This window comes from Alkalihalobacterium sp. APHAB7 (genome assembly GCF_048323755.1).
Classification (GTDB): domain Bacteria; phylum Bacillota; class Bacilli; order Bacillales; family Bacillaceae_F; genus Alkalihalobacterium.
Window position 1 is genome coordinate 61,705 of record NZ_JBLWFS010000013.1, and the last position, 17,290, is coordinate 78,994.

The 17,290-nt window shown below is 36.5% G+C and carries 22 protein-coding genes and 1 riboswitch; of the genes, 3 read left to right on the forward strand and 19 right to left on the reverse strand.

Annotated features, from left to right (window positions below; genetic code table 11):
- Window positions 1-129 precede the first annotated feature (129 nt).
- Window positions 130-1,008 carry a radical SAM/SPASM domain-containing protein gene (locus ACNSTQ_RS13845; RefSeq protein ID WP_418200405.1) on the forward strand — a complete coding sequence of 293 codons (879 nt, stop codon included), beginning with the start codon at window positions 130-132 and terminating at the stop codon, window positions 1,006-1,008.
- A 47-nt stretch (window positions 1,009-1,055) separates the two neighbouring features.
- On the opposite strand, the gene ACNSTQ_RS13850 is transcribed toward ACNSTQ_RS13845, so the two are convergent.
- From ACNSTQ_RS13850 to ACNSTQ_RS13880, 7 genes are all read right to left on the reverse strand, one after another.
- Complete coding sequence (locus ACNSTQ_RS13850) at window positions 1,056-1,643, reverse strand: class D sortase (protein ID WP_418200406.1); 588 nt, start codon at window positions 1,641-1,643, stop codon at window positions 1,056-1,058.
- Window positions 1,644-1,716: 73 nt separating this feature from the next.
- Window positions 1,717-2,682, reverse strand: coding sequence for a processed acidic surface protein (locus ACNSTQ_RS13855; RefSeq protein ID WP_418200407.1), 966 nt, complete (start codon window positions 2,680-2,682; stop codon window positions 1,717-1,719).
- 184 nt (window positions 2,683-2,866) lie between these two features.
- On the reverse strand, window positions 2,867-3,613 hold the full coding sequence (gene motB / locus ACNSTQ_RS13860; protein ID WP_418200408.1) for a flagellar motor protein MotB: 747 nt from the start codon (window positions 3,611-3,613) through the stop codon (window positions 2,867-2,869).
- On the reverse strand, window positions 3,606-4,406 hold the full coding sequence (gene motA, locus ACNSTQ_RS13865) for a flagellar motor stator protein MotA (RefSeq protein WP_418200409.1): 801 nt from the start codon (window positions 4,404-4,406) through the stop codon (window positions 3,606-3,608). The genes motB and motA overlap by 8 nt, the downstream gene beginning before the upstream one ends.
- 180 nt (window positions 4,407-4,586) lie before the next feature.
- A riboswitch (cyclic di-GMP riboswitch) is annotated at window positions 4,587-4,671 on the reverse strand.
- A 155-nt stretch (window positions 4,672-4,826) separates the two neighbouring features.
- The gene (locus ACNSTQ_RS13870) at window positions 4,827-5,720 is read right to left on the reverse strand and encodes an HD-GYP domain-containing protein (RefSeq protein WP_418200410.1); all 894 of its coding nucleotides are present in this window, start codon (window positions 5,718-5,720) and stop codon (window positions 4,827-4,829) included.
- A gap of 74 nt (window positions 5,721-5,794) precedes the next feature.
- The gene (locus ACNSTQ_RS13875) at window positions 5,795-6,499 is read right to left on the reverse strand and encodes a protoglobin domain-containing protein (RefSeq protein ID WP_418200411.1); all 705 of its coding nucleotides are present in this window, start codon (window positions 6,497-6,499) and stop codon (window positions 5,795-5,797) included.
- 59 nt (window positions 6,500-6,558) lie between these two features.
- On the reverse strand, window positions 6,559-6,939 hold the full coding sequence (locus tag ACNSTQ_RS13880) for a PilZ domain-containing protein (RefSeq protein WP_418200412.1): 381 nt from the start codon (window positions 6,937-6,939) through the stop codon (window positions 6,559-6,561).
- A gap of 358 nt (window positions 6,940-7,297) precedes the next feature.
- Here ACNSTQ_RS13880 and ACNSTQ_RS13885 point away from each other — a divergent pair, with 358 nt between their 5' ends.
- Window positions 7,298-8,812 carry an ATP-binding protein gene (locus ACNSTQ_RS13885; protein ID WP_418200413.1) on the forward strand — a complete coding sequence of 505 codons (1,515 nt, stop codon included), beginning with the start codon at window positions 7,298-7,300 and terminating at the stop codon, window positions 8,810-8,812.
- 159 nt (window positions 8,813-8,971) lie between these two features.
- Here ACNSTQ_RS13885 and ACNSTQ_RS13890 read toward each other — a convergent pair whose 3' ends face one another.
- The 10 genes from ACNSTQ_RS13890 to ACNSTQ_RS13935 all read right to left on the reverse strand — a co-directional run bounded on the left by ACNSTQ_RS13890 (window position 8,972) and on the right by ACNSTQ_RS13935 (window position 14,656).
- Complete coding sequence (locus ACNSTQ_RS13890; RefSeq protein ID WP_418200414.1) at window positions 8,972-10,099, reverse strand: MBL fold metallo-hydrolase; 1,128 nt, start codon at window positions 10,097-10,099, stop codon at window positions 8,972-8,974.
- Window positions 10,100-10,144: 45 nt separating this feature from the next.
- Window positions 10,145-10,540, reverse strand: a complete 396-nt coding sequence (locus ACNSTQ_RS13895; protein ID WP_418200415.1) for a DsrE/DsrF/DrsH-like family protein — start codon at window positions 10,538-10,540, stop codon at window positions 10,145-10,147.
- 32 nt (window positions 10,541-10,572) lie between these two features.
- Window positions 10,573-10,806: a glutaredoxin family protein gene (locus ACNSTQ_RS13900; protein WP_418200416.1), complete on the reverse strand. Its 234-nt coding sequence runs from the start codon at window positions 10,804-10,806 to the stop codon at window positions 10,573-10,575.
- 72 nt (window positions 10,807-10,878) lie between these two features.
- A complete protein-coding gene (locus tag ACNSTQ_RS13905) occupies window positions 10,879-11,160 on the reverse strand; it encodes a rhodanese-like domain-containing protein (RefSeq protein WP_418200455.1) in 282 nt (93 codons plus the stop codon).
- Window positions 11,161-11,192: 32 nt separating this feature from the next.
- The gene (locus ACNSTQ_RS13910) at window positions 11,193-11,552 is read right to left on the reverse strand and encodes a rhodanese-like domain-containing protein (RefSeq protein WP_418200417.1); all 360 of its coding nucleotides are present in this window, start codon (window positions 11,550-11,552) and stop codon (window positions 11,193-11,195) included.
- An 87-nt stretch (window positions 11,553-11,639) separates the two neighbouring features.
- Entirely contained in the window at window positions 11,640-11,900 is a 261-nt protein-coding gene (locus ACNSTQ_RS13915; protein ID WP_418200418.1) for a metal-sensitive transcriptional regulator, read from the reverse strand.
- A gap of 87 nt (window positions 11,901-11,987) precedes the next feature.
- Window positions 11,988-12,350, reverse strand: coding sequence for a YidH family protein (locus ACNSTQ_RS13920; protein ID WP_418200419.1), 363 nt, complete (start codon window positions 12,348-12,350; stop codon window positions 11,988-11,990).
- Between the two features lie 166 nt (window positions 12,351-12,516).
- Complete coding sequence (locus ACNSTQ_RS13925) at window positions 12,517-13,653, reverse strand: MBL fold metallo-hydrolase (RefSeq protein WP_418200420.1); 1,137 nt, start codon at window positions 13,651-13,653, stop codon at window positions 12,517-12,519.
- Between the two features lie 24 nt (window positions 13,654-13,677).
- Window positions 13,678-14,067 carry a DsrE/DsrF/DrsH-like family protein gene (locus ACNSTQ_RS13930; protein WP_418200421.1) on the reverse strand — a complete coding sequence of 130 codons (390 nt, stop codon included), beginning with the start codon at window positions 14,065-14,067 and terminating at the stop codon, window positions 13,678-13,680.
- A 16-nt stretch (window positions 14,068-14,083) separates the two neighbouring features.
- Entirely contained in the window at window positions 14,084-14,656 is a 573-nt protein-coding gene (locus ACNSTQ_RS13935; protein ID WP_418200422.1) for a sulfurtransferase TusA family protein, read from the reverse strand.
- Window positions 14,657-14,852: 196 nt separating this feature from the next.
- Here ACNSTQ_RS13935 and ACNSTQ_RS13940 point away from each other — a divergent pair, with 196 nt between their 5' ends.
- Window positions 14,853-15,272, forward strand: coding sequence for a DUF2892 domain-containing protein (locus tag ACNSTQ_RS13940; RefSeq protein ID WP_418200423.1), 420 nt, complete (start codon window positions 14,853-14,855; stop codon window positions 15,270-15,272).
- Between the two features lie 171 nt (window positions 15,273-15,443).
- On the opposite strand, the gene ACNSTQ_RS13945 is transcribed toward ACNSTQ_RS13940, so the two are convergent.
- Window positions 15,444-16,553, reverse strand: a complete 1,110-nt coding sequence (locus ACNSTQ_RS13945; RefSeq protein ID WP_418200424.1) for a sensor histidine kinase — start codon at window positions 16,551-16,553, stop codon at window positions 15,444-15,446.
- Complete coding sequence (locus ACNSTQ_RS13950; RefSeq protein WP_418200425.1) at window positions 16,540-17,229, reverse strand: response regulator transcription factor; 690 nt, start codon at window positions 17,227-17,229, stop codon at window positions 16,540-16,542. Before ACNSTQ_RS13950 ends, ACNSTQ_RS13945 begins: the two co-directional genes overlap by 14 nt.
- Between the last annotated feature and the right edge of the window lie 61 nt (window positions 17,230-17,290).

Sequence of the window (17,290 nt, forward strand, 5' to 3'; positions counted from 1 at the left end):
ATTGTCTTTTTATTTTTTCCACAACTAAACATTTCTCTCTTCTCTATAGGATTTGGTATAATAATTAGCATGAACAATTAGCCGGCTAGCTCCCGATTTTTTGATTAGAGAAGAAGAGAGGAAAAACGATTGAAAAAGTTTAAGAAATTTTATTTGGAAATTACAAGTGTTTGTAATCTCGCTTGCAGCTTTTGCCCTCCTACTGAAAGGCAAAAACAATTTTTATCAGTAGATGATTTTTCAAAGCGACTAGATCAAATTAAGCCTCACACAGACTATATCTATTTACACGTCAAAGGTGAACCATTACTTCATCCGAAAATTGATCAGCTACTCGACATCAGTCATGAAAAAGGGTTTAAAGTTAATATTACAACGAATGGGACGTTATTGCGTAAAGCGAAGCATAAAATTATAAATAAGCCAGCCTTAAGACAAATGAACTTTTCCTTGCATAGCTTTGATGGACATGAGGGATCAACAGACAAAGAAGGTTATGTAGGGAGTATATTAGATTTCATTAAAGAAGCAACTGCTCAATCGGACTTAATTGTTTCCCTGCGATTGTGGAACTTAACTGAGGATAACATGACGAACGTTCAGAAAATGAGAAATCGTGAAGTTCTTGAAATCCTTGAAAAAGAATTTAACCTTGATTATAAAATTGAAGAAAAAGTGGTACCTGGCACCGGTGTAAAAATAGCTGAGCGCATTTATATAAATCAAGATATTGAATTTAAATGGCCGAGCTTGCACGAGGAAGAAGATGATGGCAAAGGTTTCTGTCATGGACTTCGAAACCAAGCGGGAATTTTGGCAAACGGTACCGTTATTCCATGTTGTCTCGATGGAGAAGGAGTTATTAATTTAGGAAATGTCAACGAAATGAATTTCACTGATATAATTGAAGGAGAACGAGCGAACAATTTATATAACGGCTTTTCACGCCGTGAAGCCGTCGAAGAATTATGCAGAAAGTGCGGCTATCGAACACGGTTTGGTGCATAGTTTAAATTATTTTATCGTAACTAAGGGTGGAACTTCTCCACCCTTTTTTATTGACTCTTTCTATATTCAAGAACGAGTGATTTCGGAGCGATTAAATCAGCTATTATAACAAAACGCTTTGGCGCGTGCCCAACAAAACCAAATGGATAGCAGGTAATGACCGTTAAGGTGGCTTTCGGTTTAGGCGCGATGGCAGTTCGGTTTTCTTTATCTACAATACGTATTTTTCTTACTAAATACGTAAATTTTCCTGCTTCTGTTTCAACGATCAATCGATCGCCTTTTTCTATTTTTCCCAGATGCCGAAATACGGTATCGCGATGCCCAGATAAAACCGTATTATCATTTTCTCCTGGAAGTGCTGTCCGTTCGACATGTCCAATTCCTTGTTTAAGCTGTTCTTCTTTTGTGCCGTAAAAAATAGGTATCCTTTCTTCTAGTTTAGGAACGATGAAGTGACCGTAACGTTCTCCACGAACAAATCTAGTTTTTTCTGGTTTTGTTGGTTCAACAAAATTTATTATCTCTACATCTTCTTCGGCATCAGTACTAGATTGAGCGATTTCCGTTGTTTCAACAGGTATTTTTTCTATCGCAAAAAAACCTTTCATTAACCAAAAGACATTCCAACTCATGATACATAAACCTGTCAAGAATAGCAGAAGAATGATGAGTTTTAGGCCCATCATTCTTTCTGAATTAAAAAATCTAAGAAGCATGTCTTATCCCCTTACGACGGAGACGAACATATAACAGGGTAGCTAATAACGAAAGGATTAAACCAATTAATATATTTGTAACGTATGGTGAAGCAGTTTCAGGCATCTTTTCTCCAAGCGGGTGTTCATGAGCTAAGTGCGGAAGTACCGGTAACATCTTTCCAATATCAGATAAGAACTGCGAGTCAAATATATTTTCATCAATCGATAAATCTAATAGCAAGTTTCCTTCATCATCGTAAAATTCGATAACGAGTATCTTTCCATCTAAGCTCTCCCTATCTAATAAGCTTAAAAGCGAAAAAGCCTCCCTTTGACCATTCCATTCTAGATAAAATGTTGCTGTCATCTTCAAAGTAGCCAACATATCGGTAGATATAGAAGCAATTTCCTGTTTCTGTTGTTCTGTTAACTCTGTAACCATCGAAAAATCACCCATAGCTAACAGCCTCGCCTCTATAGTGCTCATATGCGCTTCGACAGTTTCTTCATCTAACTTACTTAAATGTAAAAAAAGCCGGTCTAGCTCATCGTCTGTTATTCCTAACTGTTCAAAAAAGCCTGTGACTTCATCCAGTTCATGGCTGTATGTAAGATAAAAGTCGATGGCTGCGTCTAAGTCTTCTAAGAAATAGTAGTCTTGTGGAGAGTCACCATGTTCGATGAGAAGAATTTCCAGTTCGTCAAAAGACATAGTGTACCGATTTAAAAGTTGCTGACGGTTTTCAGCGGTTATTGGTGTTCCTACCCATTCTTTTAGCTCTTCGAAAGTGCCGAAATCATTGACCGACAAATCGAAGTAGTTTTGTAAATAGTCCTCTAAGTCTGATTTGGTCCAACCAATAGGGGAAAGATACTGCTCAATGACTTCTTCATTAATTTGTGCTAAAGTGACAAGCGGCAGTTGAATACAGACCAAAAGTACAATGACGAATAGCACCAGTGCTCTTCTCATAAACATTCCTCCCATAGATGTTAACGATTATTTGCTTATAGGATTTGATATATTTTGTAAAATATACCATCTATAAAAATAACGTCTATGATCACACCAGTACTAATATTGGGCCCTCTACATCAAAATAAAAACAGGTAGATACTTCGCCCTACCCGTTTCCACTGTTTTCCCGAAAACTCTTCTAATCAATATTAAAATTTGGTAATATCAGAACTTCGACACGACGGTTTTTCGCTTTTCCTTCATCGGTTTCATTTGATGCAACTGGATGATATTCACCATACCCTGTAGCACTTAAGTTTCGAGGATCTAATTGCGGATTTTCCAGTAAAATCTTCATAAAGTTAAGAGCTCGTTGTGCACTTAAGTCCCAATTGGATCGAAATTGTTGGGTTCGAATCGGAACATTATCCGTATGTCCTGCAACCACGATTTTTCGAGGAGGGTCAGTAACGAGCAAGTCTGAAATCTTGTCTGCAAGCACTTCAGCATCTTCTCTCACGCTTGCACTTCCTGAGTAAAATAAGGCGTTATCTAATATCGTTAATAGTAGCCCTTCGGATGATAACTGGGTTTCTAATTCGTCACTGAGAGCGTTCTCTTGAATGTAACGGTCGATTTGTTCCTGTAGCTTTTTTAAATCCAACTGTTCTCGTGTTTTAACATCAACTTCCTCTTCCTCGCTCTTTTCGGGAGTCGTTAGATTTGGTTCTAACGAAGGAGTTGGATGCTCTAAAATACTACCGCCACCTTGAAAGTTTTCATTAAAAACCTCCATCATTTGCTGATATTTCTCAGCATCTATGGTACTCATCGCGAATAGTACGATAAAGAGCGCTAATAATAAGGTTAACATGTCAGCGTAAGGAATTAGCCACGATTCATCGATATGTTCCTCGTGATGTTTCTTTTTTCGTCGTCTACCCATTGACACTTTCTCCTCGGTTTACAGCCTCTCCAAGTTTAGCGCGGTCGGAATATGGAACATAGACTCTTAGCTTTTCTTCAATCGCTCTCGGTGCAACTCCTGACTGGATGGACAACACCCCTTCGATCATCATGCTTTTAATCATTATTTCTTGTTTTGATTTTCTTTTTAACTTATTGGCAAATGGATGCCACAGTACATATCCTGTGAAAATACCAAACAAAGTTGCAACGAATGCTGCAGCAATCGCATAACCTAAGGCGTCCATATCATTTAAATTACCTAGTGCGGCAATAAGCCCGAGAACCGCCCCTAAAACTCCTAACGTCGGAGCGTATGTACCTGCTTGTGTGAAAATAGCTGCACCAGCTAAATGTCTCTCTTCCATCGCTGTTAGTTCTTCTTCCATCGTATCCCGAATATAATCAGCTTCCATTCCGTCGACAGCCATTTTCATTCCTTGCTTTAAAAAAGGATCTTCAATCGTTTCCACTTGGCTCTCTAGGGCTAATAGGCCTTCTTTTCTAGCTAATGAACTGAGGTCTACAAACGTTTTAATAAGATCATTCACGTTTGGATTTTTTTGATCTTGAAATAATACTTTAAATAATTTAGGGATCCGTTTCACTTCGTTCCCAGGAAACCCAATTAAAATCGTAGCAGCTGTGCCGAAAAAGATAATAAATAATGCTGCAGGGTTAAGTAAAACAAGTAAACTCGTTCCTTTAAAAATTAAACCTAATAGAATAGCGGCAACGCCTAAAATAATTCCTATAATTGATGTCTTGTCCATGATCTCACCCATTCTAAATTATAGTTTTCAAAAAGAAAAATAACGATAAACCTCCTTTTATCCCCTTCTGTCTTACATGGGCTAAAGGTCGAATAATAAAAGCCTACCAATTAGATTGATAGGCTCTTATAAAAAGTACAAAACCATTTAAACTTGGTTTAAAACTTTTATCCCAACCCTATCGGTAGTCCGGCGACCATGACATAAGTGCTTTAGGCCCGTGACTTTGCGTCCTTATTTTTCAACAAGTTTGCCATTTTCGAAGGTTATTCTGTTGTTTTAGATAATATCGGTTAATAAATAGGAAATCTTAAGTAGTAAAATGAAACTAATTCAAGCGACTGAAAAATTAAAGTATAAAAGGACAAGGCTCCTCACTTCCTTGTCCTTCACTATTCGTTTAACTTTCAAACCATTAAACTATAAATGATGCTTCACAGGAACTTCTTGCCCGCTGTCATTCACCATTTTAAGGTGGTACGTCAGAAACTCATCCCAAAGGCGAAGGAATAAATCAACGAGCTTCGGATCAAATTGCTTACCGCGTCCCTCTTCTATGATGCTCTTCACCTTTTCAGGTGGAAAAGCGTCTTTGTACACACGTTTTGATAGGAGCGCATCAAATACATCAACAATTGCTACAACTCGACCTTCAAACGGGATCTCCATTTCTTTCATTCCATTAGGATAACCGTGTCCATTCCACCACTCATGGTGGGTATGAGCGATCGATGCCGCTAGTTTGATAATAGGAATATCGAGATTAGATAAGATTTGATGACCGATGTCAGCGTGAGTTTTCATAAATTCCCACTCTTTAGAGTCCAGCTTTCCTTCTTTATTTAAGATAGAATCAGGAATACCTACTTTACCAATATCGTGAAACTTTGCAGCAATCGCAATTTGCTCGACGAATGCTTCATCCTTTCCGGCTAACCGTGCTAACATGCCGGACAAGATTCCAATTCGATTAATATGATTTCCTGTATCATCATCTCGAAATTCAGCTAATTGCAATAATTTATCCAGTGTATCGAACATCATTTTCGCTTCTTTTGTTGTATCTTGCATTAATAAGATCGATCGAGATAAATGAAAAACTTCCGTTACAGGTAATTGCCTTATTTTAAAATAATTAGCTTCTTCCTTGTCTTCTATGGATACTAAGATCGGTTCGGTTGTGTTTTTTAAGACGGGGCATTGTGGACAGGGAATGACTCTTCCATGAATTCCTTCATAGCACCTTCTGCCCACTAGCTTATCCGGACCGATATATCGTTTAGTTTTTACAAGTTCGACGAGCTTTTCGTCCACCCAAGTGATTCTCCCAAAATCCGTATTACTAATTTCATAGGCCCCAATATCAAGAAAATTAAAGTCCTTTAAACTTAAATACAGTAATTGTAAAATGCTTCTTGATCGACGGGCAGCTTTACATCTTTATTATCTTTTAGCCTGTCATGAAGAACTAATGCAAATTGGTGAAATATATCATCAATTTGAAAAGAAAATAAGCCCGCAAAATCATCCAGTCTGTTAAAATCATCCTCTGTAAACCCATAGAGTGACAACATATGATTTAATTTATGACGAAGTGGATTTGTCACTTTGTCGATTGTAAAATGATTGTATGAATCTAATGTGATCTGCATATCAATTGAGAACAACGCTTGAATAATCGTAATAATTTGGTTATGTTGATCAGGTAGTAAATGTTCCACCTGATTAGAAATAAGTTCTAAGTATTTCGTATAAGTACCTAAATACCATTTTAATTCTAGTCCAATATGAGAATGTACTCTCCCAATATTAAAACGACCTTGTATGTAAGCATCGTCTATTATTCCTGAAAAACACTGTTCTAAATATAGTTTTTGTGCTTCTTTTAAACGACTTAATGTTGAGTGATTATCAATAAAGTGTCGTAATTCATCGATTGCTAGTAGCTCATCATAAAGTTCATCAACAACTGAAGGAATGATAGGTATAAGAGTTGTTTTATAGCGTGAAAGAAATGCCAATTTTTCTTCTGTAATTCCTGTAAGCTTGATTTGTTCCATTCTTGAATGATCACTTGTTCGAATACGTTCCATTGAATCCCTCTCCTACTTCATGAAAACATGTCCCAAATAGTCACTAAAAAAGTTAACCGTCACTTTTTGAGCTGTTCTTTTGCATACTTTTTAAGCTCATCCACGATTGTTTGTTCCATTCCGAGCGTTAAAAACTTAATTCCATACAATGAGCCATAGACATCTTTTTTCTCCCAAACAACTTCACCGACCATAACAAAAATTTCGGTCGATAACGTAAAAGTCACTTCAACTTGTTCACCATTTTTTAAGTTATTAACATCCTCTTTACTGCAATTTAACTGTAAGCCATTCGGACTAATATTATTGATTTCCCCTTGAAACGGTACTGATTTCGTTTCAATATCATAAACCGTTGTTATGTGCCTATACTCGCAGCCTAGTGGTTTACCGAAGTCATACCTAAAGGCTTCATTCCGTTTATATCGTTTGTCTACCATTTTGAGTCCCCCATTTTCTATAGAACGAATTAAGTAAATGGCTCTTTCATGTATTAAGACCTATTTTTAATAAAACTTAGAATTATTTACATGAGCCAAATAAATAATAGGTTCCCATTATCTCTATCTTTTAAACCATTTTATTGTTGCATTTATATCTAAATTCGACAAGAATCAGCTAGAATAGTACTATTATACCTTTCTTTTTTTTCACAGGAAGAAAAAAATGTAACAATTTTAAAAATTTTACACCAATAAAAATGACGGTTAATGTCGATTTTTTCACTACCATTGGTATGATTATAATGCTAAGATGTTATAAATGTATTAATATAAAACTTTCCTATAAGGAGTTAGTATGTTTTGGAAAAGATTCATTAGGTCAAAGAAGAATGTGCTGGTCTACTTAATGATTACGATCATACCTACGATAACGATTAGTCATGCTCTAGCACTACAAAAAATACAAGAAATCGAAAATATCTATATGGATATGGCTCAAAGTTACGCTAACCTCCATGCCAGTCAGATCGATCGATTTATAGGAGAAACCGTTAGTAGGATTGATATGTTAGCGACTTTAATTGAAATTAATCCGGATGATTTAAGTAATGTTGAAGAGATTTTAAAGAGAACTCGAGAAAAGGACGTCCGATTTTCGGGGTTTTATTGGTCTAATCCAGAAGGCGATTTATTGATTGGAACAAATGAACTTCTTCAACCAATAAACATAGGAGATCGTCCATATTTTCAAGAAGCAATACAAACAGGACAGTACACGATTTCCCCTGCCCACATTGGCCGTGTGACAGGGCGCTTTATCATAACCATTGCTACTCCAGTCCTAAACAATGGAGAACTGAGCGGAGTATTATTAAGTAGTTTGAGAATTGATAAGATAGAGGAATCGGTTATTAAGCATAGTAAAGACGAAGAGGTTTGGGTTATCGACGATACAGGACAAATGATCATAGGCACGGGGTCAAACCTTGCTTTGGATGGAGCATATAGCTTCACAGTAGAAATTGACAAAGTACCGTGGAGGATCCAGGCTCAGCTAGAAACCGCAGATAATAACCTTTATGCTAAGGCATTTTTTACCAATGTAGTAATCTTGTTAATTTTCACTCATATCTTATTTATGTTAATTCAATACTCTTTGCTAAAGAGACAACTTAAAATCGAAAAGAAACAAAATGAAATGCAAAAAATGGAATTAGTTGAAAACTTAGCAGCTAGCACAGCCCATGAAATACGGAATCCGTTAACTGGGATTAAGGGATTGGTTCAGCTTTTAAGTGAAAAATATAATAATGAAAACGATCAACTTTACTTTAATGTCATCCAACAAGAGGTCAACCGGATCAACACAATCGTTAGCGAATTACTACTCCTAGGAAAACCTACTGCACATAAATTAAGTACGTATTGCGCCAAAGACATTATAAAAGAAATAGAGCCAATTATTCATTCAGAAGCTAATTTTAAAAGTGTTGACCTATCTATCGAATATACGTACGACAGACTTCCCATTTCGTGTGTAAAAGATCACCTTAAACAAGTTTTATTAAATTTAATAAAAAATGCTTTAGATGCGGTAAGTGAAAATAGCGGTCAAGTGAGAATTTCTTTAGAAAAGAAGGGGAAATATTGTGTCATTCATGTTATCGATAGTGGGATTGGTATGCCTGAAGATATATTGAATCGTGTATTCGAACCTTTCTTTACTACGAAAGAAACAGGAACAGGTTTAGGACTAGTAGTATGTAAGCGAATTGTGGAATCGTATGGAGGAAAAATACAAATCGATAGTACGGTGGGCAAAGGAACTGAGGTAGAATTAAAGCTTCCTATAGATGAAAACAATAATTAGCTTAAAAACATGACCTTCCCTATTTGTGTAGGGAAGGTCTATTAGTGAGTAAACTATTCTGTTTTGATAAAAGTTATATAGAATAAGCTATTACCCTTCCAGAACTTTAATATTCCAGCTTCTTCAGTATCACTAGAAGCCTATGATTCAATATTTTGCTTAGCGAACCGCACAACGGTTTGGTCCGATTTCCATTTCACGCTTTTCGTCATCCGTAGGGTTTATTTTACCCATATTCGTTTCTCGAATCTCTTGATAAGCATTTGGTTGTGGCGGTAAGTTTTCTGTAACGATTTTTCTAAATTCGTCTTCATCAGTAATATTTAAGCCATGATTTTGTGCAAATAGTGTTCCTAATTTTTCTGATACACTACCGTCATCATTCAGCTCATCAATAATCATAAAGTGAGCTGGAAGAACAATTAAATCCTCTGATAATTCACGGTAACGGTTGTAAAGTGACTCTCTTAAATCAGCTACCCAATCTTCAGCTTTTCCTGCTAAGTCAGGTCTACCAATTGAGTCGATGAAAAGAATATCTCCTGAGAGTAAGAATTTCTCATCAATTACAAAAGATGTGGATCCAATCGTATGGCCTGGAGAATAAAGAGCATGAATATTGATCGTTGTATGACCGATTTTCACATCGGTTCCACCTTCTAATGGTGCGTATTCAAATGTTACTTCTTCTGCATCTTTCGGTGGTAGCCAATACGTTGCGCCGGTTTGTTCAGCAATTATACGACCACCTGAAATATGATCGGCGTGAAGATGTGTATCAAATACATGCTTAATGGTTACGTTCATATCCATTGCAAAATCTGTGTAAACCTTCGTCATACGAGTTGAATCGATAATAGCAGCTTCACCGTTAGAAACGACCATATAAGATAAGCAGCCTTTACCGATACGGACAAATTGGTATAGTTCTCCACCGTCTGTTAAATTCCCAACTTTTACTGGCTCTAAGTGTTCGCTCCAAGCTTTCATTCCACCCTTTAGGTAATAGACATCGAACCCTGCTTCAGAAAGCATTTCTGCTACCATAATAGATGAACCTTCTTTTGCACAAACAACTAAGATTTCTTTATCAGTAGGAATTTTATCCATAATTCCTTCAACACCATCTAATAAATCAAAGTAAGGGATATTGAAATACGCAAAATTCTCTCCTTCAATTTTCCAATCAGCAAAGTCTGCTTCATTACGAACGTCTAAAATAAATAAGTTTTCCTTGTTAAAAACCTTTTTCGTCACTTCTTTAGCTTCCATAGCTTTTACAGTCATATCTTATACCCCCATTAGTATATTATTAATTAAAAAAATATAGGATTAAAATGTTAGAGTTACATCAGCGCCTTTTGCAAACTCTAAAAATGTAACAGCTCCACCTACCTCAATACCGTCAACGAATTGGTCCTTCTCTAATCCCATTACGTCCATCGTCATCTGGCAGCCAATCAATTTTACACCCATTTCTTGTGCCATTTGTACGAGTTCAGGGATAGATGGAACTTGTGCTTTTTCAAAGCCAGCTTGGTAATGTTCTTTTCCTTCAGGCATTGGAAGTTGTTTGTGTGCTTCGTTATGAATTAAGTTTAAGCCTTCAAATGTAAAGAAAATTGCTACTTCTTGATCGGTTGCTGCTGCAGCATTTGCTACGTTAAATACTTTATATGCGTCAAATAACCCACCATTACTTGCGATAATTGCTAATTTTCCACTCATAATAAATTCCTCCTAAAATTGTAATTAGTATCTTAATTATTCAATAGATTAATAATCGTATTCGGGTCAAAGCCTAACACCCATTGACCATTAATTTCTGTTTGTGGAACCCCGTACTGACCTGTTTTTCGTACCAAGTCTTGCATTAACGCTGGGTTCGTTTCAAGGTTCACTTCTTTAAACGGAATTTTTTGGTCCATTAAGAAGTTTTTTAGCATCACACAGTAACGACATGAATTTGTCGTATAGATAGTTATGTTTTTCATTTGTAAAATCCCCTTTCAACCTATTCTTTATCATTTATATACCACAATGGGTATTTGATTAAACAAAAATTTTTAGATGACCTTTCCAGTCCAAGCGTTCATTCCACCAGCTAAGTTAGTGACATTAAAGCCGTAGCTTTCTAAAAATTTAACTGCAGTTGCACTTCTCGCACCAGATCGGCAAACAATAATATATTCTTTTGATTTATCTAGTTCGTGCATTCTGAACTCTAGTAATCCAAGAGGGATGTTGATCACACCCTGAATTTTCCCAGCAGCAACTTCAGCCACTTCACGAACATCAATAAAAGTTATTGAATCGTCTTTTTTTAACTCTCCCGCTTCATTTGGCATGATTTGTTTCAACGTAATCCCTCCTTGTTCGTTTAATTCCAAGCACTCATGCCACCTTTCACATTCGTTACATTTTCAAACCCTAATTTTTTTAAAATCTTCGTCGCTTTATTACTTCTCATGCCACTTTGACAAATAACGACTATTTCTTTTTCTTTCGATAATTGATTTACTTTAGTCGAAAGTTCATGAAGTGGAATGTTTTTAAACTTTTTAATGTGATTAGAACTGAACTCTCCAGGTGTTCGAACATCAATCAGTTGAACATCTTTTTTGTTTAATACTTGCTTTAATTCAACTGTAGTCATCTGTCTAACACCTTTTGTTGGCATAAGTTTGTTAATTAAAAATAATACGAAAAATATTGGAATGATATAATTTAGGTACTCCATTCATTTCCTCCTTGAATTTAAAATGATGATAGTCTTTTACAACTTACCCCCATAGGTATATTTCTATTTTAAAAAAAGAAACTTTAACTACCTACTTTTAACTAACATGTTCACGGCTTCTTGGATGAGTGCATCCGTATTTTCTCCCTTTTGTAGTTGCTCTCTCACACAATGTTCGAGATTTGCACTAACAACTACTGCTAACGTTCGGTCTAATGCGTTTCTAGCGGCAGATAATTGGACAACAAGATCTTTACAATCCTTGTTTTCTTCCATCATTCGCAAAATCGCTTTGATTTGTCCTTCAACGCGTTTGACTCTATTTTTCATTTGATCGTTGTACATCATCGTTATCCCTCCATTAAACTGGGAATGTTATGGATTGTTGCTTTACAATTACTATAATATACCCTACAAGGTATAATGTCAAACCTTTTATAAAACTAAATAATAAATAGCAAACACCAATAAGATGAAAGCAATAACGGTGGTCATGAAAATAATTAGTTTAAATGAAGAGTGAAAGGTTTGCGTATTTATATTCTTTCTATTTCTTAGATAGATTAAAGTGGCTAATACAATCGTTAGAAGTCCTAAAAGTAAAGAAAAAATACTAATAAATATCGCTAGTGTTTGGTCATAGATATCCACAAGGGGTGTATTGTAATGCAGGGTTGTCGCTAAAAATCCGATACCAATGATGGCAATGGCCGTTCGAATCCAAGCAAGGTACGTTCTTTCATTAGCTAAATGCTGTTGAATATATTTTGATTCCTGTGTCTCCTTTTTTTCCTTCATAAAAAGACTCCTCTCCAACGTCCATTCAAACCTATTATTATTTCAATGCTTTAGAAAGTAACTCATTAAACTTGCTTCTCCTTTTTGTTATAAGGTATGTATATAAAGATTGCAAACTAAGCAATCTTTATATACTTTTCATGTTTAATAATTTGTCCGACATTAATTAACGAACCGCGCATCGGTTAGGCCCGATTTCCATCTCGCGTTGCTTTTCGGTATCTGGCGTTATTTTACCCATATTTGTTTCACGAATTTCTTGGTAGCTATTTGGTTGAGGTGGTAAATTTTCAGTTACTGTTTTTCTAAATTCATCTTCTTCATGGATATTTAAGCCGTGGTTTTCATCATATAAACTTTCAAGACTTTTGGATATACTACCGTCCTCATTCATTTCATTCATCCCCATGTAATGGGCAGGCAAGACGATGAGGCTATCAGCTAACTCTTTATAACGCTGATATAGCGTTTGTCTTAAATCAACCACCCAGTCCTCTGCTTTACCTGCTAAATCAGGTCGCCCAATCGAATCAATAAATAAGATATCACCAGTTAAGAGGTATTTATCATCGATGATTAATGACGTACTTCCGATTGTATGGCCTGGTGAATAAACGGCTTTAATCGTAACGTCACCAACTTTAATTTCATTACCATCTTCTAATGGAGTATAACTAAAGGTTACTTCTTCAGCATCTTTTGGAGGTAAATGATACGTTGCGCCGTATTTTTCAGCCATCGCTCTTGCGCCTGAAATATGGTCAGCGTGAAGATGAGTATCAAGAACATGGGTAAGTTTTACGTTATGCTCATTGATGAATTGCTCAAACGGTGCTGTAACCCGAACAGTATCCACGATCGCTGCTTCGCCGTTGGACTCAATATAATAAGATAAACATCCTTTACCAATACGAACGAATTGATAAATAGCTCCTCCATTTGTGAGTTCACCAATTTTAATCGGTTCAAGATGTTCGCTCCACGCGTTCATACCACCTTCAATCGAATACACATTATCGTACCCTTTATCGGCGATTTGTTCTGCAACGAATTCAGACGAACCACCTTTTGCACAAACAACATAGATGGGTTCTCCTTTAGGAAGCTTGTCCATAATGGGATCGACGCTTTCGATCAAGTCAAAGTAAGGTTTATTTATAACTTCAACGTTTTTTCCTTCCACTTTCCAATCATCAAAGTCACCTGTGTTTCGAACATCTAGTATAAACACTCGGTCCCCAGCAATTATTTTTTGGGTTAATTCTTTAACGGAAATTCCTTTTACTGCAGTATCTTGGCTCATCAAAAGCTCTCCTTTTTCTATGAGTTAAAACGTTAAGGTAATATCTGCATCTTTAGCATACGTTAAAAACGTTACCGCACCACCGACATCAACACCATCCACAAACTGGTCTTTTTCTAAACTCATAACATCCATAGTCATTTGACAAGCAATCATTTTAACCCCCATTTCAATTGCCATTCCCACTAGTTGATCTACTGGAGGAACATTCTCTCTTTGGAAACCTTCTTGAAAGTGCTCTGCACCAGCTGGCATTGGCAAATTCTTATGAGCTTCTTTATGGATCAGATTAAGTCCCTCAAAGGTAAAAAATATACCGACTTCAGCATCAGTAGCAGCGGCAGCTGTAGCTATATTAAAAACTTTATAAGCATCAAACATACCACCATTAGCAGCGATAATTGCAATTTTCATTTAGAACACTCCTTCATTAATGTGTTTTTTCGGTCGGGCCTGTCCAATCTTTCATTCCAGGAACGACGTTCTTTACGTTTGTAAATCCTTTTTCAGATAACTGTTGAGCCGCTAAATCACTTCTACTTCCACTACGACAAACAACATGAATTTCATCATTTTTATCTAATTCTTCAAAACGTTCTTCAAGTTCTCCAAGTGGAATATGCACAGCTCCTGGAATATGACCGAAAGCATACTCAGCAGATTCCCGAACATCTAGTACTTTAACTTTTTCATTTCCTTCGATTTTCTTTGATAAATCATCTAGGCTAGTAACATGAGGATGAGTGGTTTCCGTTTTTTCTTCCTCTGCACTTGCTTTACGAAGGTAATGCTTTAGGATTTCTCCATCTTCAACAGTTCCTAAATACTGATTGCCTGTACTACCAGCCCAAGCTTTAATGTCAGCAGTAGACCCTTTATCTGTTGCTTGAATTTCCATTACTTGTCCAGGTTCAAGGGTATCGATTTCTTTTTTTGTCTTTACGATTGGCATTGGACAAGCTAAACCTTTTGCATCTAAGATCTTATTTACAGTAACTTCCATGTTAATTGCCTCCTTTCATAACATGTATATTATTTTTCAGCTTATTAATTAAAATACAGCCATAGGTTTGTCCCCTTGATGGATGTTTTTCCATTTTAAGTATTTAATTTGGTGGTTGAGAATGGGCACTATACCATATATCGTGGTGCATATTGTTCGTTTATTTATTTCATAATACATAATGAGGTGAAACTAAATGGCATTACTACCTGCTACGACAGCAAGAGTTTCAATGCATACATCGAAAAAAATCAATGAAAAAATTGGAGAAGCTACACGGTTATCGATTGAAAATTTTAAATATAAAAGTAAGGAAGATATTTTAAAGCGATTAATGGAATTGGATCAAGAATGGGATACAGAAAGACTATTAGAAACCTCAGCTGCTAGCTTTATATTGATAGGAACATTCTTAGGCTTCACTAAAAATAAAAGTTGGCACTTGTTTTCAGGAGTGGTTGGCTACTTTTTATTACGACACGCTCTCCAAGGATGGTGTCCCCCATTACCCGTAATTCGACATCTCGGTGTTCGTACCGCTACTGAAATTCAAAAAGAGCGAAACGCACTATTAGCAATATTAGAGAAAAAGAAAATACATTGGTCATTGAAATAATTTGAAGAACAGTTTACGGTGTTCGCTTAAAAAATTGCATAATGCTCATTAACAAAATAGCAACATCATAAAAAAAACATTAGGAAAACATCCTAATGTTTTTGCATACTTATCGTCTGCATCAAGCGAGTTATTATTTATCGTCAGAGTCGGACTTTTATTGTCGATAACTTATAAATCACTCATCTGGTCCTGCGAACGTGATATTGGAATTGTAAACCAAAACGTATGGATATTATTTTCTGTAGAAAAACCGACTTTCCCGTGATGACTCTCAATAATTTCTTTTACGATCGATAGCCCTAATCCTGAACCACCAGTGTTGCGGTTACGTGAAGCTTCAGCTCTATAAAATCGTTCAAATGGTTCATCTGGATCGGCAACCTGGATAGGTAGACCCTCGTTCGTTATTTGTAGTTTATATTGTCGGTCGTTGACACCCCCTTTAATCTTCATCCACTTCCCTTGATCATACCGATGGACATTTTCGATTAAATTGTAGATCACCTGAAGTAATCCGTTTTTATTCACAAACAGTGTGACATCACATAGTTGAAGGTCTACGATGATCGCTTGCTTTTGAAGCTCCATTTGAAAATGATGCAGCGCCTGTTCCAATAGTGATTTCATCGAAACCCATTCATACTTTGCAGTGTTTCGCTCATGTTCGTTCCACTTATTAATTTGTCGTAATTGCTCAACCAAATGGGTTAAACGTAAAGATTCTTCATGGAGCGATTGAAATAATTGATTATCACCTTTAATGACATCCGTGCTTAATGCCTCTAGGTAACCATTGATGTTCGTTAGCGGCGTACGTAATTCGTGGGCAACATCTCTTGTAATCTTTTCTCTGTTATGCTCAATCTTCTTCATATAATTGACCATCTCATTAAAGTGTAGCGTTAATTGACCGATCTCATCTTGGGCGGTGTTTTCAGTTAATTGAGGATATTTACCTTCCATAATCTCTGTTGTTGCATTCGTTAGACTGTGCAGTGGCTCTAGTAACCGAGAAATAAAATAAAAGTGGACAACAGCTGCAATCATGACTGACAATATAACAGCGAATAAAAGATAAGTGTCCATCCCTTCGATAAACGCAAGCCGTTGCTCTACACTAAGAGCATTTTCTTTTTCAATTAAATAACAAGCATAGTCTTTGACTGAGATACCGACTAACCAAATCACCAACCCGATCACAATACTATTGATAAGCGTTAGTTTCCACATTAGTTTGCGTTTTATTATCTGATGTAAAATTGGTTTAAAACGCAACAAATTGATACCCCATCCCTCTTACAGTTTGGATACAATCAGGAGCATCGACTTTTCTTAGCTTTTCGCGCAGGTTCCGCACATGAACATCAATCGTTCGCCACGTAATTTCTTTTTCATCATTCGGGTACAATTCTGCTATCATTTGATCTCTAGACAATACTTGGTTCGGGTTTTTCATTAACATATGTAAAAGCTTACACTCATTGTTAGTAAGCGAGAGTTCTTTGCCTGCATAATTCACTTCACCTTTGTACGGTTTAATAGTAATCCCTCGATAACTGATTTTATGACAGCGATTGGCTGTGCGACGAAGAACCGCTTCGACCCTAGCAACAAGTTCTTTGGGACTAAAGGGTTTTGTTACGTAATCGTCTGCCCCCATTTTTAATCCGTTGATTCGATCGGTCTCATCAACTTTTGCGGTAACCATAATAATTGGGCTGTCACTTTTTTTCACCGTGCGGATCCATTCGCACACTTCTTCACCACTCACTTTAGGGAGCATTAAGTCAATGATCGTAAAACAAGGTTCATAAAGGTCATACATTTCAATCGCTTGCTTCCCATCCTCAGCTTCCCACACTTCATAGCCTTCTTTTTCTAAATAAATTTTAATTAATTGCCTAATCTTTATATCGTCTTCAACGATTAAAATCGACTTACCTTTCGTATTCACTTTGACCTCCGCCTTCTTAGCTGTTTTTGCTTGGGCTACACATTTCAATTGGCTTTTATTG

Excerpts from the sequence above, each read along its gene's own strand:
- ACNSTQ_RS13850 (WP_418200406.1), bottom strand. The coding sequence starts at position 1,643 with ATGAGTTGGAATGTCTTTTGGTTAATGAAAGGTTTTTTTGCGATAGAA.
- ACNSTQ_RS13855 (WP_418200407.1), bottom strand. The coding sequence starts at position 2,682 with ATGAGAAGAGCACTGGTGCTATTCGTCATTGTACTTTTGGTCTGTATT.
- motB (WP_418200408.1), bottom strand. The coding sequence starts at position 3,613 with ATGGGTAGACGACGAAAAAAGAAACATCACGAGGAACATATCGATGAA.
- motA (WP_418200409.1), bottom strand. The coding sequence starts at position 4,406 with ATGGACAAGACATCAATTATAGGAATTATTTTAGGCGTTGCCGCTATT.
- ACNSTQ_RS13875 (WP_418200411.1), bottom strand. The coding sequence starts at position 6,499 with ATGGAACGTATTCGAACAAGTGATCATTCAAGAATGGAACAAATCAAG.
- ACNSTQ_RS13880 (WP_418200412.1), bottom strand. The coding sequence starts at position 6,939 with ATGGTAGACAAACGATATAAACGGAATGAAGCCTTTAGGTATGACTTC.
- ACNSTQ_RS13885 (WP_418200413.1), top strand. The coding sequence starts at position 7,298 with ATGTTTTGGAAAAGATTCATTAGGTCAAAGAAGAATGTGCTGGTCTAC.
- ACNSTQ_RS13890 (WP_418200414.1), bottom strand. The coding sequence starts at position 10,099 with ATGACTGTAAAAGCTATGGAAGCTAAAGAAGTGACGAAAAAGGTTTTT.
- ACNSTQ_RS13895 (WP_418200415.1), bottom strand. The coding sequence starts at position 10,540 with ATGAGTGGAAAATTAGCAATTATCGCAAGTAATGGTGGGTTATTTGAC.
- ACNSTQ_RS13900 (WP_418200416.1), bottom strand. The coding sequence starts at position 10,806 with ATGAAAAACATAACTATCTATACGACAAATTCATGTCGTTACTGTGTG.
- ACNSTQ_RS13905 (WP_418200455.1), bottom strand. The coding sequence starts at position 11,160 with ATGCCAAATGAAGCGGGAGAGTTAAAAAAAGACGATTCAATAACTTTT.
- ACNSTQ_RS13910 (WP_418200417.1), bottom strand. The coding sequence starts at position 11,552 with ATGGAGTACCTAAATTATATCATTCCAATATTTTTCGTATTATTTTTA.
- ACNSTQ_RS13915 (WP_418200418.1), bottom strand. The coding sequence starts at position 11,900 with ATGATGTACAACGATCAAATGAAAAATAGAGTCAAACGCGTTGAAGGA.
- ACNSTQ_RS13920 (WP_418200419.1), bottom strand. The coding sequence starts at position 12,350 with ATGAAGGAAAAAAAGGAGACACAGGAATCAAAATATATTCAACAGCAT.
- ACNSTQ_RS13925 (WP_418200420.1), bottom strand. The coding sequence starts at position 13,653 with ATGAGCCAAGATACTGCAGTAAAAGGAATTTCCGTTAAAGAATTAACC.
- ACNSTQ_RS13930 (WP_418200421.1), bottom strand. The coding sequence starts at position 14,067 with ATGAAAATTGCAATTATCGCTGCTAATGGTGGTATGTTTGATGCTTAT.
- ACNSTQ_RS13935 (WP_418200422.1), bottom strand. The coding sequence starts at position 14,656 with ATGGAAGTTACTGTAAATAAGATCTTAGATGCAAAAGGTTTAGCTTGT.
- ACNSTQ_RS13940 (WP_418200423.1), top strand. The coding sequence starts at position 14,853 with ATGGCATTACTACCTGCTACGACAGCAAGAGTTTCAATGCATACATCG.